Raw genomic sequence first — 14,800 nt, 5'->3', positions numbered from 1 at the left:
CTTTAAGTCGCCCAGCAGAGCAGGACATCCCGTGAGAGACTTCTCCGCCCCCGGCCGCTCCCCGGTCTACGCCGCCAACGCCGCGGTCGCGACCTCGCACCCGCTCTCGACGCTCGCCGCCATCGAGGTGCTGCGCGCGGGCGGCAACGCCGTCGATGCCGGTATCGCGGCGGTGGCCGTGCAGTGCGTGGTCGACCCGCTGATGACCGGGATCGGCGGCGACTGCTTCGCGCTCTACGCCCCCGCGGGCGCCACCAAGCCCATCGCCCTCGATGGCTCGGGCCGCGCGCCCGCCGCCGCGACGCCCGACTGGTACGCCGAGCACGGCGTCGCGATCACGGCCACCTCCCCCCACGCCGTGACGGTGCCGGGCGCGGTCGCGGCCTGGGACCTGCTGGTGCGCGAGCACGGCACCCGGTCGCTAAGCGAGCTGCTCCAGCCGGCGATCCGCTACGCGGAGGACGGGTTCGTCGTCCAGCAGCGGGTCGGCTGGGACTGGCTGCGCGGCGCCGAGCGCGTCGCCGCCGATCCCCACGCCGCCGCGACCTACCTGCCCGGCGGAGAGGTGCCGGCGATCGGCAGCGTCGTCCGCTTGCCGAAGCTCGCGGCGACGCTCCGGGCGATCGCCGAGGCGGGCGCGCGCGCCTTCTACGAGGGCCCCGTCGCCGAGGACATGGTGAGCCGGCTGAACGCCCTCGGCGGCCTGCACACGCTGGACGACTTCGCCGCCGCGCGGCCCGACGTGGTCGCGCCGGTCTCGACCCGCTACCGCGGCTACGACATCTACGAGTGCCCGCCCGCCGGCCAGGGTCTGGCGGCGCTGATGATGCTGAATGTGCTGTCGCACTACGACGTCGGCGCGCTCTCCGACCTCGACCGGCTCCACGTCTTCGCCGAGGTCTGCAAGCAGGGCTACCATCACCGCGACGTGCTGTTCGGCGACGCGGCCCTCGCCAACGTGCCAGTCGAGCACCTGCTCTCCGACGCCTGGAAGGCCGCCGCCCATGGGGCGATCGACATGGGCCGGGCCCGCGAGCCGGAGATCTATCCCGAGATCGCCCGCGAGATGGCCGAGGGCCGCGCCCACAAGGACACGGTCTACCTCTGCGTGGTCGACCGGGACGGCAACGCGCTGTCGCTGATCAACTCGATCTTCCAGGGCTTCGGCTCCGGCATCCTGGCGCCCGAGAGCGGCGTGCTGCTGCACAACCGCGGCCTGTCGTTCCGCACCGAGGGCGGCCACCCGAACAGCGTCGGCCCGGGCAAGCGGCCGATGCACACGATCATCCCCGGCATGCTGATGAAGGACGGGCAGGCGGTCGCGCCGTTCGGCGTCATGGGCGGCCATTACCAGGCCATGGGCCATGTCGAGCTGCTGTCGGGCCTCCTCGACCGGGGCCTCGACGTGCAGGAGGCCCTCGATGCCCCGCGCAGCTTCGCCTACGGCGGCAGCCTGGAGGTGGAGGGCGGGGTCTCCGACGCGGTGATGGCGGGACTCGAGGAGCGCGGCCACCCGGCGATCCGCGCGCCGCTGCCGCTCGGCGGGGGGCAGGTCATCTGGATCGACCGGAAGACCGGCACGCTGGCGGCCGGCTCGGACCCGCGCAAGGACGGGGCTGCGCTGGGGTATTGAGAGGCGTGGGAGGATGGGCGCCGCCGGCGCTCATCCTTCGGCCTCAACGGCGCTCTCTGTCAGCACCGCCGTCATTGCGAGCGGAGCGAAGCGATCCAGGGTAGCGCCACGCTGATCGATCGCGCGCCGCCCTGGGTCACTTCGCTGCGCTCGTGATGACGGGGAGGCAGCTCACGCCGCCTCAGTCGATATCCTCGACCGCCTCGCCGCCGCCGTAGACCCGCTGCGCGAGCGAGGCCTCCATGAACGGGTCGAGGTCGCCGTCGAGCACCTCGTCCGGATCGGTGGACTGGGTGCCGGTGCGCAGGTCCTTCACCAGCTGGTACGGCTGCAGCACGTAGGACCGGATCTGGTGGCCCCAGCCGATATCCGTCTTGGCGGCGGCCTCGGCGTTGGCCTTCTCCTCGCGCTTCTTCAGCTCCAGCTCGTACAGGCGGGCGCGCAGCATGTTCCAGGCGGTCGCCCGGTTCTTGTGCTGCGAGCGCTCCTGCTGACACGCCACCACGATCCCGGTGGGATTGTGGGTGATGCGCACCGCCGAGTCGGTGGTGTTGACGTGCTGGCCGCCGGCGCCGGACGACCGGTAGGTGTCGATCCGGCAGTCGGATTCCTTGATCTCGATCTCGATCCGGTCGTCGATCACCGGGTAGACCCAGACGCTGGCGAAGCTGGTGTGCCGCCGGGCGCTGGAATCGTAGGGCGAGATCCGGACCAGACGGTGCACGCCGGACTCGGTCTTGAGCCAGCCGTAGGCGTTGTGGCCCTTGATCAGGAGCGTGGCGCCCTTGATCCCGGCCTCCTCGCCGTCGGTCATCTCGACGACCTCGACCTTGTACTTCCGGCGCTCGGCCCAGCGGGCATACATGCGCTGGAGCATGTTGGCCCAGTCCTGGCTCTCGGTGCCGCCGGCCCCGGCATGGACCTCGAGATAGGTGTCGAAGCCGTCGGCCTCGCCCGACAGAAGCGTCTCGACCTGCCGGCTCGCGGCCTCCTTCTCGACGGCGAGGATCGCCGCCTCGCCCTCGCGGATCGAGGATTCGTCACCCTCCATCTCGCCGAGCTCGATCAGCGTGGCGCCGTCCTCGAGGTCGCGCTCCAGCTTCTTGATCGCCGTGACGGCCTCGTCGAGCTGCTGGCGCTCGCGCATGACCTTCTGGGCGGCCTCGGCGTCGTTCCAGAGGTCGGGGTTCTCGGAAGCCGCGTTCAGCTCCGCGAGGCGTTTATCGACTGTATCCCAGTCAAAGATGCCTCCTCAGCAGCCCTATAGACTGCTTGGCGGCATCCGAGGCTTGCTCGATCTCGGCGCGCATCTGGCTTTTCGGGAATGGGGTGTGGGGAGAGAATGGAAGCTCGTCGGGTCGGGGTGATACCCCCCGTGACCCGGCCTGTAAACGCTTCCCCGCCACGTCGCCCGCCACGTCGCCCGCCACGTCGCCCGCCGCGTCGCCCGTTGTCCGTGCGGCGCCCGACCGCAGGGATGGCGGCGAGCCGGCGAGCCTCGGGCGCGTTGTCGGGGTTGTCGAGGACGAGCGACACGGCCCGGGAGGCAGGCGGATGGCGGACGATCACGCGGCGACGTGGAAGGACTTCAACGAGGCCGTCAACATGACGCCGGCGGCGCTGAGGAAGCACCTCGACAGCGCGGCGAGCCGGGAGGTGGGCCAGAAGAAGGACGGCGGCGAGTCGACCGGGCACGAGATGGGCCGGCGGATCCTGGCGATCAAGGACACCAAGAAGGCCGACCTGACGGACGACGACTACGCCGCCATGCGCAAGGTCGTGGGCTACGTCCACCGCCATCTCAAGCAGGGCGGCGAGGCCCGGAAGGACCCCGACTCCCCGTGGCGGATGTCGCTGATGAACTGGGGCCACGATCCGCAGAAGGATTGAGGCCCCGGAACGCCCGGCGGCTCAGTAGCGCGGCGGCACGATGTAGGACGGAGCGATCACGTACTCCCGCGGCCGCTTGCGCGCGCCGAACCGCCCCTCGGTGATCTGGTCGTTGTAGTAGTCGAACCCGGTGTAGCCGAAGCCGCCGCCGTTCATCACCTCGGCCACCGGCACGGCGGGCTGGGCGAGATCGGGCCGGCCCGGCGGCACCACCACCTGGCAGCAGCCCTCGGTCTGCAGGACCGTCGGGCCGTTCGGGGCGGTGAACACGAAGGCGCGGGGCTGGTAGGGCGCCGGCGGGTAGGCGGCGTCGGAGGCCGAGGCGCCCTGCCCCGCCAGGAGGGCGAGCAATCCGGCGGCGATCAGGGTCTTGGTGCTCACGCGATGCTCCGTCAGGGGGCCGGGCGGGCCGGCATCTGGCCTACAGTCTAGCTGATCGCGGGCGGCTTGTCCGGCCCGTCCGAATCGACCGGTTACCGAAATTCCGGGCGGGTTCAGCCCCGCGCGCGCAGCACGACCTGCGGGCTCGCCGGGACGGGGCGGCAATCGGTCGTGAAGGCGTTGACCGGCAACGGCTTCGAGTCGCACGCGTACACGTCCGCCGGTCCCGGCGCGGGGATCGGGTCCCGGGCGATGATCGGGTTCGGCGCGCAGGCCGAGGCCGCGGCGGCGAGCAGCAGGGCGGCGATGAGGTTCAGGCGGCGCATGCGAGACTCGGGACGCGGGAAGACCCCCGCACCTGACCCTGGCCATCGCGCCCCGCGCTGACAAGCGCCGGCGCGGGGCGCCGACACCTTTGACGGCGCCTGTCGCCCCGCGGCAACAATTTGCGCGGGCCGGTCTAGCCGGTCCGGGCCATCGGCAGGACGTTGTGCAGCGTCTTGTCGGTGCCGTCGAAGAACCGGCGGATATTGCGCGCCGCCTGCCGAATGCGCTGCTCGTTCTCCACGAGCGCGATGCGGACGTACTCGTCACCGAACTCGCCGAAGCCGATGCCGGGCGCGACCGCCACGTCGGACTTCTCCAGGAGCAGCTTGGAGAATTCGAGGCTGCCGAGTTCCCGGTACCGCTCGGGGATCGGCACCCAGGCGAACATCGACGAGGCGGGCGACGGGATAGTCCAGCCGGCCTTGCCGAAGGACTCCACCAGCGCGTCGCGACGCTTCCTGTAGATGCTGCGCATCTCGTGGATGCAGTCGTCCGGGCCGTTGAGGGCGGCCGTCGCGGCGACCTGGATCGGCGTGAAGGCGCCGTAATCGAGGTAGGATTTCACCCGGGTGAGCGCCGCGAGCAGGCGCTCGTTGCCCACCGCGAAGCCCATCCGCCAGCCGGCCATCGAGTAGGTCTTCGACAGCGAGGTGAACTCCACCGTGCAGTCGATAGCGCCGGGCACCTGCAGCACCGAGGGCGGCGGGTTGTTGTCGAAATAGACTTCCGCGTAGGCGAGGTCCGACAGCAGGATCAGCTCGTGCTGCTTCGCGAAGGCCACGAGGTCGCGGTAGAAGTCGAGGCTCGCCACGTAGGCGGTCGGGTTCGACGGGTAGCAGACGACCAGCGCCACCGGCTTCGGGATCGAGTGGCGCATGGCCCGCTCCAGGGCGGGGAACATCGCCGGGGTCGGCTCGGCCGGCACGGAGCGGATGACGCCACCGGCCATCAGGAAGCCGAAGGCGTGGATCGGGTAGCTCGGGTTCGGCACCAGCACGACGTCGCCCGGCGCGGTGATCGCCTGGGCCATGTTGGCGAACCCTTCCTTGGACCCGAGAGTCGCCACCACCTGGGTGTCGGGGTTCAGGGTCACGCCGAAGCGCCGCTGGTAATAGCCCGCCTGGGCCTTGCGCAGGCCCGCGATGCCCTTGGAGGCCGAGTAGCGATCCGTGCGCGGCCGCCCGGCCGTCTCGCACAGCTTGGCGATGACGTGCTTCGGGGCGTCCAGATCGGGGTTGCCCATGCCGAGATCGATGATGTCGGCGCCCTGCGCGCGGGCGGCAGCCTTGATCCGGTTGACCTGCTCGAAGACGTAGGGCGGCAGTCGCTTGATGCGGTGGAAGTCGGTCATGGGCGTGTCCATCGGCGCGTCCCGGATCCGGCGTCTCTCGTCTGGGCCGGTCGGGCGAACCACGTGCTCTACCAGAGTTGCGGGCCGCCGCCGACCCTGAAAAAGGGCCGCTACTGCGACGCCGCCGGAGCCGGCTTGACGGTGGCGGCCGCGCCCCGCCCGGCACTCTCGGCGGCCCGCCCCCGGGCCTCGTTGCGGCCGCGGGCACCTTCCAGCTCCGCCTCCAGGGCCTTCTGGCCCGTGACCGACTTGGCCCGGACCGGCCGCTTCGGCGCGTCGACGCCCACCGGCATGAAGTCGGGCTGCGCCTTGCTGCGGGTGTCCGTGACGAAATCCGGGGCCGCGACGACCCGCGGCCCGTAGCCTGCATCGGAGGCCAGCGAGCGGACGACGTCGCCCGAGCAGGCCCCGAGCGCGCCGACCAGCACGCCCAGGCCGGCCGCGCGCGTCAGGCGGCGCAGCGGACCGGCGCGATGCGGGCGGATAGCGGGGTTCAAAATGGCACGATCCATCGTCACATGCGTATGAAAAGATCGGCCGGATGTTTCGGCGACGTCCTGAGCCGGGCTGGCGAAAACTCTGGCTCGCTCCTTATTTTGTCGGAAACGAGGCCCGCGCCATCGGGTCAACAGATGAAGCACAGGGAGGCACGTTTGACGAGCCCGCAGGCGCCGGATCGGACCGCCCCTCCGAAGTCGGTCTCGAACGGCGCGATGCCGGACGGCACGGTCGCCCCGATGCCGGATTTCGAGGCGATTTCCCGCAATGCCGGTCAGTTCGTCGAGGCGATGGGGCGCAACGTCGCCCGCCTCCTCGGGCCCGAGGGCCAGGCGGGCGCACCCGGCAGCGAGATGAACGAGGCGGCCAAGGTGCTCGGCCAGGTGGCCGAGGTCTGGCTCGCCGATCCGAACCGCAGCGCCGAGGCGCAGGCGCGCCTGTCGCAGGCCTTCCTGTCGCTCTGGGGCTCGACCTACCTGCGCCTGCAGGGCCAACCCGCCGATCCGGTGGCGCTGCCCGAGCCCCGGGACGCGCGCTTCGCCCACGCCGAGTGGACGACCAACCCGTATTTCGACTTCCTCAAGCAGGCCTACCTGCTCGCCACCCGCTGGGCGGAGAGCCTCGTCGATGAGGCCGAGGGGCTCGACGCGCACACGCGTCACAAGGCGCAGTTCTACCTGCGCCAAGTGACCAGCATGCTGTCGCCCTCGAACTTCCTGCCGACCAACCCGGAGCTGATCCGCCACACCCTGCAGGAGAACGGCGCCAATCTCGTCCGCGGCCTCAAGATGTACGAGGAGGATCTGGCGGCCGGCGGCGGGCAGCTGCGCGTGCGCCAGACCGACCCGAGCGGGTTCGAGGTCGGGCGCAACATGGCGGTCACCCCCGGCGAGGTGGTATTCCGCAACGACCTGATCGAGCTGATCCAGTACGCGCCCACCACCGAGACCGTGCTGCGGCGCCCGTTCCTGATGGTCCCGCCCTGGATCAACAAGTTCTACATCCTCGACCTCAATCCGCAGAAGAGCTTCCTGAAGTGGATGGTCGACCAGGGCCTGACGGTCTTCTGCATCTCCTGGGTCAATCCCGATTCCCGCCACGCCGACAAGGACTTCGAGTCCTACATGCGCGAGGGGATCGAGGCGGCCATCGACGCGATCGGCGTCGCCACCGGTGAGAGCGAGGTCACGGCGGCGGGCTACTGCGTCGGCGGCACGCTGCTCGCGGTGACGCTCGCCATGCAGGCGGCCACCGGCAACCGGCGGATCAAGAGCGCGACGCTGCTCACCACACAGGTCGACTTCTCCCACGCGGGCGACCTGAAGGTCTTCGCCGACGAGGAGCAGATCCGCCAGGTCGAGGCGCGCATGGCCGAGCAGGGCTACCTGGAGGGCGCCCGCATGGCGAACGCCTTCAACATGCTCCGGCCGAACGACCTGATCTGGCCCTACGTCGTGAACAACTACATCAAGGGCAAGGCACCCTCGGCCTTCGACCTGCTGTACTGGAACTCCGACGCCACCCGGATGCCGGCGGCCAACCACTCGTTCTACCTGCGCAACTGCTACCTCGACAACACGCTGGCGCAGGGACGGATGGTGCTCGGCAACGTCCGCCTCGACCTCAGGAAGGTCCAGGTGCCGATCTTCAACCTCGCGACCCGCGAGGACCACATCGCGCCGGCGCTGTCGGTCTTCGAGGGTTCGAAGGTCTTCGGAGGGAAGGTCGATTTCGTCCTCGCCGGCTCCGGCCACATCGCCGGCGTGATCAACCCGCCGTCCAAGCCGAAATACGGCTACTGGACCGGCGGCCCCGTGAAGGGGACGCTCGAGGAGTGGATCAGGGCCGCGGTCGAGACCAAGGGCTCGTGGTGGCCCTACTGGTTCCAGTGGATCGAGGCGCAGGCCCCGGAGCGGGTGCCGGCCCGGCAGCCGGGCGGCGACGCGCTGCAATCCTTAGGGCCGGCGCCCGGCACATACGTGCGGATGCGCGCCTGAGGCGCGCGACGCACGCGGATCGATGGGTGAACGGCCGCGACGATCACGGAGCCGCCCAGTCATCACGAGCGGAGCGACGGACGCGACCGGAGCTGCCCGTCAGTACTTCCGCACGAGCGGCGCCGGGGCCGGGGCCGGCGGCGCGCCGAAGACGTAGCGGAAGCCCACCGAGACGATGTCGGCGCTGGAATCCACCACGCCCGCGAAGGCGATGTTGCTGATGTTGTAGTCGCGGCCGATGCCCGCGAGGATCCGCGAGCGGTCCAGGAAGAAGTGCGAGTAGGCGAGGTTCAGCGTCAGCTGCTGGCTCCAGCGGTAGCTGGCGCCGACCGAGACGTTGTACCGGTCGCCGTCCGGCAGGCGCACCGAGCGGTTCCGGAAGTCGATGGGCGAGGTCTCGTAGGCGAAGCCGGTCCGCAGCGTCAGGTTCGGCGACGCGTCGTACTCGGCGCCGACCGCGTAGGTGAACCCGTCTTTGTAGTTGAGCGGCAGGTTGTTCACCGGCAGGCCGATCGTCTTCGACACGATGCCGATGGTGCCGAGCCTCGACCAGTTGTCCCACTCGAAGCCGAGATTCACCCGCGCCACCGGCGAGACCGCCTGGGTCAGGCCGACGCTCAGCTTCTCGGGCGTGTTCAGCTTGGCGCGGACCTGTCCGGCCAGCGGCGCCAGGGCGACGAGCGGGACGCCGATCGAGCCGTCGATGTCGTGGTGCACCGAGGAGCGGTAGCCGATGCCCAGCACGGTCCCGTCGCGGGGCGTGAGCGTGGCGCCGGCGGTGAAGCCCGCGCCCCAGGACTCACCCTTGAGGAAGGAGCTCGGATACGAGGTCGGCAGGATGCCGGGGATCGGCAGCGCCTGCCGCAGGGTCAGGCGGAAATACTCGATGTTCGGGCCGGCCGCGATCGAGAGCCACTCGTTGACCTTGAAGCCGATGACCGGGTTGATCGCCAGCGAGAAGATTCGCGACGAGCGTCCGTAGACCTCGCCGGCCCACACGTCCCGCGGCTTGGTGACGAGGCCGAAGGGAGCACCGGTCGAGAGGCCGAGCCACAGGCGGTCGTTCAGCTGGTACGAGGTCGCGCCCGCCGGCACGACGGCGCCCTGGCCGATATCGCCGGAGCCGCCCAGCCGCGCGAAGCCCGGATTGGTGCCGGCATCCGGACGGATCGTCGAGGAGAGGCCGATATAGGTGAAGTTCTGCTCCGCGACGAAGCCCGGGTTCATCGTGATCGTCGCGGGGTTCCAGAACATCGACGAGACGCCGCCCGACCCCGACGCCGCGCCCGCGAAGGCCAGCCCCTGGGCCTCGGTGCTCTGCTCCCGGATCCCGAACGCCCCAGCCTGCACCTGCCCGGCGCCGAGGATCACCGCCGTCGCCGCCAGCAACGCAGCGCGAACCGTCCCGCCCATCTCTATCCCCCAAGCCTGCTCGTTCTGCGGGGCGCCGTCGATTGTTCGAGACCCGTTATGCGGCGACCTTTCGTGCATGGTGCCGGTTTCGGGGGCAGAACCGCAATGACCTCGATGGTTTTCGGCACCAAGAAGAAGAGTAGTAGAGCGGAAATGGTAAACGGCATCTCCACGTGTGAAAGCACCTGGTCGGCGTCGCATTGCAGTCTTGATCCTCGCTGCCCCACCGAGAAGGCGACAGGAACAATATATCCGAATGTCGCCGACCCTGCACTTTTCCGCCGTCCTGTTGCCCGGCGGCGACACCCGGCGGACCGACACGCCGACGCGGCCGGCCTTGCACCCGGGTCGAGGCCCGGCCATGGTCCCGGCGTCCGGCGCAGACCGGTTCAGGGAAGGATGAGGAGTGCGGCCATGAAGCTCTTCCGGCACGGCCCGAGCGGCGACGAGAAGCCCGGCCTCGTGGATGCCAGTGGGGGGCTGCGCGACCTGTCGGGCATCGTGCGCGACATCGCCGGGCCGGCCCTCGCGCCCGACTCGCTGGCGCGTCTGCGCGCCCTGGATCCCGAGACCCTGCCGAAGCTGCCCCCGGACGTGCGCCTCGGCCCCTGCGTCGGCGGCACCCGGAACGTCGTCGCCATCGGCCTGAACTTCGCCGACCACGCCGAAGAGACCGGCTCGCCGATCCCCGCGGAGCCGATCATCTTCAACAAGGCTCCGTCCAGCCTGTGCGGGCCGAACGACACGGTCATCATCCCCAAGGGATCGCACAGCACCGACTGGGAGGTGGAGCTCGCCGTGGTGATCGGGCGGCGCGCCAGCTACGTCCACGCCAACGAGGCGCTGAGCTACGTTGCGGGCGCCTGCATCTGCAACGACGTCTCCGAGCGCGAGTGGCAGATGAACCGCGGTCCGACCTGGACCAAGGGCAAGAGCGCGCCGACCTTCGGCCCCCTCGGCCCCTGGCTGGTCACCCTCGACGAGATTCCGGACCTGAAGAACCTCGCCATGAGCCTCGACGTGAACGGCGAGCGCCGTCAGACCGGCTCGACAGCCACGATGATCTTCGACGTTCCCCAACTCGTCGCCTACGCGTCGCACTTCATGCTGCTGGAGCCGGGCGACGTGATCACCACCGGCACGCCGCCGGGCGTCGGCCTCGGCATGAAGCCGCCGCGCTACCTCAAGGCCGGGGACGAGATGGTCCTGCGCATCGACCGGCTCGGCGAGCAGCGGCAGAAGGTCATCGCCTTCGACGACTGGACCGCCAAGGTCTCGGCCGGCGAGCCGACGCACTGACAGACGGGCTGCCGCCCGCGTCCGGGCGGCGGCCCCGCGTCCAGGCAACGTCATCGATATTGGCGAGCGCCCAGCACCCGCGACCGACGGGACCTATATACTCTCGATTGAATTATGGATTGATTTTAGTATTGTAAGTTATATCGCCGGCCTTGATCGGTTAAGACTGTATTATATTCTAGCTGTAAAATGCTCGCCTCGTCGCTCGGGCCCGGCATGACTGCGAAAACTGATTTCCCCAATGACCGGACCTCCGGATCGGAGTCCGAGCCGCCGACGCTCAGGTCGATCGAGATCTTGGCCGATGCCGTCAAGCAGGCGGCGCAGGAGAAGACCGGCCGGATCCGGCGGATCACGGCGCAGACCAAGATCCTCGCCCTCAACGCGCTCATCGAGGCCGCGCGGGCCGGAGATGAGGGACGCGGCTTCGCGGTCGTCGCCCAGGAGGTGCGCGCCCTCGGCGAATCCGTGGACGTCATCGCCGGCGAGCTGGAGCTTCACCTGTCCGGCCGCATCGTCGAGCTGCAGCGCACCGTCGAGACGATGGCGGGCCGCGTCCAGGGAGAACGCCTGGTCGATCTCGCGCTCAACGCGGTCGAACTGATCGATCGCAACCTCTACGAGCGGACCTGCGACGTGCGCTGGTGGGCGACCGACGCCGCCGTCGTCGCCTGCGCGGCCGATCCCGGCCCGGCCGCGGCGGCCTTCGCGGGCGACCGCCTCGGCATCATCCTCTCGGCCTACACGGTCTATCTCGATCTCTGGATCTGCGGCCTGGACGGCCGCATCCTCGCGACCGGCCGCGCCGACCGCTACCCGGGACTGCAGGGCCGGAGCGTCGCGGGCGAAGCGTGGTTCCGGGAGGCGCTCGCCCTGGAGAGCGGCGACGCCTTCGTCTGCGCCGACGTGCGGCAGGAGGATGCGCTGGGCGGCGCGCAGGTCGCCACCTACGCGGCGAGCGTGCGGGCGGGCGGTCAGGCGACCGGCGCACCGCTCGGCGTCCTGGCGATCCACTTCGACTGGGCACCGCAGGCCCACGCCATCGTTTCGGGGATCCGGGTCGCGCCGGAAGATCGGGGGCGCACCCGCGCCCTGCTGGTCGATGCCGGCGGCCGGGTGCTGGCCGCCTCGGATCAGATCGGCCTCCTGACCGAGCGGGTCTCCTGCCGGATGGACGGCGAGACGAGCGGAGTCGTGCGGGATCCGCGGTCGGGCACGGTCACGGCCTTCCATCGGACACCGGGATACGAGACCTATCGCGGGCTGGGCTGGTACGGCATGATCGTCCAGACCGACCCCTCGGTCGGAGGTTCGGGCGCGAGGCCCGCTTGATTTCTGTCCGCCGATCCGGCTCAAACACCGCATGAGCGCGACTTCCCTCCCCGGTTCCCAGCAGCCCGACCTCGGCGACATCCGCCACGACTGGAGCGTGGCGGAGATCCGCGCGATCCACGACCTGCCGCTGATGGACCTCGTGTTCCGGGCCGCGCAGGTGCACCGCCGGCACAACGACCCCGCCGACATCCAGCGGGCCTCGCTCCTGTCGATCAAGACCGGCGGCTGCCCGGAGGATTGTGCCTACTGCCCGCAATCGGCCCATCACAAGGGCGCGGGCGTCGCGCGCGAGCGGCTGATGCCCGTGGAGACGGTGCTGGCCGAGGCGGCCGCCGCCAAGGCCGCCGGCGCCCAGCGCTTCTGCATGGGCGCCGCGTGGCGCCAGCCGAAGGACGGCCCGGAATTCGACGCGGTGCTCGCCATGGTTCGCGGCGTGCGCGGCCTCGGCATGGAGGCCTGCGTGACGCTCGGCATGCTCACGCCCTCGCAGGCCGGACGCCTCGCCGAGGCCGGGCTGACCTCCTACAACCACAACCTCGATACCGGGCCGGATTTCTACGAGGACATCATCTCCACCCGCACCTACGACGAGCGCCTGCAGACCCTCGCGAACGTCCGCGAGGCCGGGATCGGCGTGTGCTGCGGCGGCATCGTCGGGATGGGCGAAGGTGTCACCGATCGCGCCGCGATGCTCCAGGTTCTGTCCAACCACGCCCCCCATCCGGAAAGCGTGCCGATCAACGCCCTCGTGGCGGTGCCCGGCACCCCGCTGGAGGACCAGCCGGCGGTCGACCCGTTCGATCTGGTGCGCATGTGCGCCACGGCGCGGATCGTGATGCCGCGCTCCCGCGTGCGGCTCAGCGCCGGCCGCAAGAGCCTCACCCGCGAGGCCCAGGTGCTGTGCTTCCTCGCCGGCGCCAACTCGATCTTCTACGGCGAGCGGCTGCTCACCACCGCCAATAACGGGCAGGACGACGACGCGGCGCTGCTGGCCGATCTCGGCATCCGGGTCGGGGAGCCCGTCAGGGCCGCGGCCGAGTAGCGGCAGCGGGGCACCGTCTCGCGGGTCCGGTCCCGTCAGCCCTCCGGCAGCACGATCCGGAAGCGCGCGCCGCTCAGCCCCTCGGCCTCGCAATCGTCGAGGGTGAGGGTGCCGCCGTTGATCCCGATCAGCTCGGCGGCGATCGGCAGCCCGAGGCCCGTGCCACCGGACCGCATGGATCCCTGGAACGGCGCGAACAGGTTCTCCCGCGCGCGCGCCGGGAGACCGGGACCGTTATCGGCGACCAGGATCGTGACCCGGCCCGGTGCCGCGCGGGCGGCGACCACGCTCACGGCGGCCTCCGGCACGGCCGCCCCGTCCAGCGCCTGCACGGCATTGCGCACGAGGTTGGCCAGCGCCCGCCCGAGCTGCTCCGGATCGGCCTGCACGGAGAGATCGCCCGCCGCGACCTGGACGCTGACCGGATGCGCCGCCAGCGCGGCGAGATCCGGAAGTTCCGCGAAGACCGGTGCCAGCGGCGTGCTGGTGAGGAGCGGCGTCCGCTCGGAGACGCGCCCGTAGGCGAGGGTCGCCTCGCAGAAGCGGATCGCGCGGGCCAGCGTCCCGACGAGGCGGGGGGCCACGCGCTGCACGGTCGGATCCTCGGTCCCCTCCAGGCGGTCGCCCAGGAGCTGCGCACCGGTCAGCAGGTTGCGCAGTTCGTGGCTGATCTTGCTGACCGCTAAGCCCAGTTCGGCGAGTCGCCGCTTCTGCCGGAGCTGGTCGGCGAGGCTGCGCTGCATCCGCCCGAGCGCCCGCTCGGCCTGGCCGATCTCGTCGCTGCGGCGGGACGGCGCGATGATCCGCCCGGCATCCTCCGGATCGTCCGCGAAGGCCGTGATGCTGGTGGCGAGCCGCCGCACGGGGCGAACGATCAACACCTGCAGCACCACGAAGACGAGACCGGCGGCGGCGGCCGCGATGATCAGCGAGGAGACTAGCAGGCGCAGCGCGTAGTCGATCATGGCGGTGCGCAGCGGCGCCTCATCGAGCAGGATCTCGACCCGGTCGAAGCCGATGCCGCCTTCCCCGACCACACGGATCGGCTCGTGGACCGGCGCCACGAGGGTGCGCCACGCGCCCCGGATCGCCGACAGGGCCGTGACGTCGCGCAGGTCGACGGTGTCGGCGACCTGCTCGGGCATGGGCTCGATGGCGAGCAGACGCTGGGCGCCGCCGCCGCGGACGGCGATGGCGCGGGCGTTCACGCCGGCCAGGAGCCGGCTCTCGAGCGGCTCGGAGACCGGCTCGCCGGTCCGCCCGTCGAGTACCAGAGCGGCGACTTGCGCGGCCGCCAGGCGGTCGGACATCCATTCGATCCGGTAATTGGCCACCGCCGGCACGTAGGTCAGCACCTCGGCCACCACCACGAACGCGACGGTGACGAGGAACAGGCGCCCGGACAGGCCGAGGCGCGCGGTGCGCCGCTCGGGGACGTCGCGGGCCGGTGCGGGCGCCGGCGTCGCCGGTGCCGCGGCCTGATGGGACTCGAGGGACACGCCGGTCACGCTCCGCGCCGGCATCGCGGATGAGGATCGGCGGAGAGAGGATTGAGAAAGCTCGAGCCGGGTTCGGCCTTCGCGGGATACATGTTCGCAAGCCACAGATTCGCAGGCGGGAATACAGGCTCCCGG

The 14,800-nt window shown here is 70.5% G+C and carries 13 protein-coding genes; 6 read left to right on the top strand and 7 right to left on the bottom strand.

Translation table 11 applies throughout. The features are described from left to right. Positions 1-31 precede the first annotated feature (31 nt). Entirely contained in the window at positions 32-1,633 is a 1,602-nt protein-coding gene (gene ggt / locus ASG32_RS24000) for a gamma-glutamyltransferase (RefSeq protein ID WP_056531458.1), read from the top strand. A gap of 181 nt (positions 1,634-1,814) precedes the next feature. On the opposite strand, the gene prfB is transcribed toward ggt, so the two are convergent. Continuing rightward, positions 1,815-2,943, bottom strand: a protein-coding gene (gene prfB, locus ASG32_RS23995) for a peptide chain release factor 2 (RefSeq protein WP_107351995.1) whose coding sequence is annotated in 2 segments (ribosomal slippage) — positions 1,815-2,873 and positions 2,875-2,943 — 1,128 coding nt in all. Because the reading frame shifts where the segments join, the coding sequence is not laid out codon by codon here. Positions 2,944-3,187: 244 nt separating this feature from the next. On the opposite strand from prfB, the gene ASG32_RS23990 reads away from it, so the two are divergent. Continuing rightward, complete coding sequence (locus ASG32_RS23990; RefSeq protein ID WP_056531456.1) at positions 3,188-3,523, top strand: DUF3140 domain-containing protein; 336 nt, start codon at positions 3,188-3,190, stop codon at positions 3,521-3,523. 21 nt (positions 3,524-3,544) lie between these two features. On the opposite strand, the gene ASG32_RS23985 is transcribed toward ASG32_RS23990, so the two are convergent. The 4 genes from ASG32_RS23985 to ASG32_RS23970 form a co-directional block, all read right to left on the bottom strand. Then, positions 3,545-3,904, bottom strand: coding sequence for a hypothetical protein (locus tag ASG32_RS23985; RefSeq protein ID WP_020090817.1), 360 nt, complete (start codon positions 3,902-3,904; stop codon positions 3,545-3,547). A gap of 113 nt (positions 3,905-4,017) precedes the next feature. Beyond that, positions 4,018-4,230, bottom strand: a complete 213-nt coding sequence (locus ASG32_RS23980; protein ID WP_020090818.1) for a hypothetical protein — start codon at positions 4,228-4,230, stop codon at positions 4,018-4,020. 134 nt (positions 4,231-4,364) lie between these two features. After that, positions 4,365-5,582, bottom strand: coding sequence for an LL-diaminopimelate aminotransferase (locus ASG32_RS23975; protein ID WP_026604561.1), 1,218 nt, complete (start codon positions 5,580-5,582; stop codon positions 4,365-4,367). 110 nt (positions 5,583-5,692) lie between these two features. Then, positions 5,693-6,079: a hypothetical protein gene (locus tag ASG32_RS23970; protein ID WP_244492163.1), complete on the bottom strand. Its 387-nt coding sequence runs from the start codon at positions 6,077-6,079 to the stop codon at positions 5,693-5,695. 156 nt (positions 6,080-6,235) lie between these two features. On the opposite strand from ASG32_RS23970, the gene phaC reads away from it, so the two are divergent. Further along, positions 6,236-8,077 carry a class I poly(R)-hydroxyalkanoic acid synthase gene (gene phaC, locus ASG32_RS23965; protein ID WP_107351994.1) on the top strand — a complete coding sequence of 614 codons (1,842 nt, stop codon included), beginning with the start codon at positions 6,236-6,238 and terminating at the stop codon, positions 8,075-8,077. A 99-nt stretch (positions 8,078-8,176) separates the two neighbouring features. Here phaC and ASG32_RS23960 read toward each other — a convergent pair whose 3' ends face one another. Continuing rightward, positions 8,177-9,490 (bottom strand): OmpP1/FadL family transporter, encoded by a 1,314-nt coding sequence (locus ASG32_RS23960; protein ID WP_056531452.1) that lies wholly within the window; start codon positions 9,488-9,490, stop codon positions 8,177-8,179. Positions 9,491-9,904: 414 nt separating this feature from the next. Between ASG32_RS23960 and ASG32_RS23955 the strand changes: the two genes are divergently transcribed. The 3 genes from ASG32_RS23955 to bioB all read left to right on the top strand — a co-directional run bounded on the left by ASG32_RS23955 (position 9,905) and on the right by bioB (position 13,166). Further along, positions 9,905-10,789, top strand: a complete 885-nt coding sequence (locus tag ASG32_RS23955; RefSeq protein WP_056531450.1) for a fumarylacetoacetate hydrolase family protein — start codon at positions 9,905-9,907, stop codon at positions 10,787-10,789. Between the two features lie 189 nt (positions 10,790-10,978). Then, on the top strand, positions 10,979-12,121 hold the full coding sequence (locus tag ASG32_RS23950) for a methyl-accepting chemotaxis protein (RefSeq protein ID WP_082558036.1): 1,143 nt from the start codon (positions 10,979-10,981) through the stop codon (positions 12,119-12,121). Positions 12,122-12,152: 31 nt separating this feature from the next. After that, positions 12,153-13,166 (top strand): biotin synthase BioB, encoded by a 1,014-nt coding sequence (bioB, locus tag ASG32_RS23945; RefSeq protein ID WP_020090825.1) that lies wholly within the window; start codon positions 12,153-12,155, stop codon positions 13,164-13,166. Positions 13,167-13,201: 35 nt separating this feature from the next. On the opposite strand, the gene ASG32_RS23940 is transcribed toward bioB, so the two are convergent. Next, positions 13,202-14,689 (bottom strand): HAMP domain-containing sensor histidine kinase, encoded by a 1,488-nt coding sequence (locus tag ASG32_RS23940; protein ID WP_056531448.1) that lies wholly within the window; start codon positions 14,687-14,689, stop codon positions 13,202-13,204. Positions 14,690-14,800: the final 111 nt, after the last annotated feature.

Origin of the sequence: Methylobacterium sp. Leaf361, from assembly GCF_001424445.1 — a bacterium.
Classification (GTDB): Bacteria; Pseudomonadota; Alphaproteobacteria; order Rhizobiales; family Beijerinckiaceae; genus Methylobacterium.
Note: the sequence above shows the minus strand (reverse complement) of the source record. Positions and strands in the feature narration are given on the sequence as shown.

Excerpts from the sequence above, each read along its gene's own strand:
- ASG32_RS23990 (WP_056531456.1), top strand. The coding sequence starts at position 3,188 with ATGGCGGACGATCACGCGGCGACGTGGAAGGACTTCAACGAGGCCGTC.
- ASG32_RS23980 (WP_020090818.1), bottom strand. The coding sequence starts at position 4,230 with ATGCGCCGCCTGAACCTCATCGCCGCCCTGCTGCTCGCCGCCGCGGCC.
- ASG32_RS23975 (WP_026604561.1), bottom strand. The coding sequence starts at position 5,582 with ATGACCGACTTCCACCGCATCAAGCGACTGCCGCCCTACGTCTTCGAG.
- ASG32_RS23950 (WP_082558036.1), top strand. The coding sequence starts at position 10,979 with ATGCTCGCCTCGTCGCTCGGGCCCGGCATGACTGCGAAAACTGATTTC.
- ASG32_RS23955 (WP_056531450.1), top strand. The coding sequence starts at position 9,905 with ATGAAGCTCTTCCGGCACGGCCCGAGCGGCGACGAGAAGCCCGGCCTC.
- ASG32_RS23960 (WP_056531452.1), bottom strand. The coding sequence starts at position 9,490 with ATGGGCGGGACGGTTCGCGCTGCGTTGCTGGCGGCGACGGCGGTGATC.
- ASG32_RS23940 (WP_056531448.1), bottom strand. The coding sequence starts at position 14,689 with ATGCCGGCGCGGAGCGTGACCGGCGTGTCCCTCGAGTCCCATCAGGCC.
- bioB (WP_020090825.1), top strand. The coding sequence starts at position 12,153 with ATGAGCGCGACTTCCCTCCCCGGTTCCCAGCAGCCCGACCTCGGCGAC.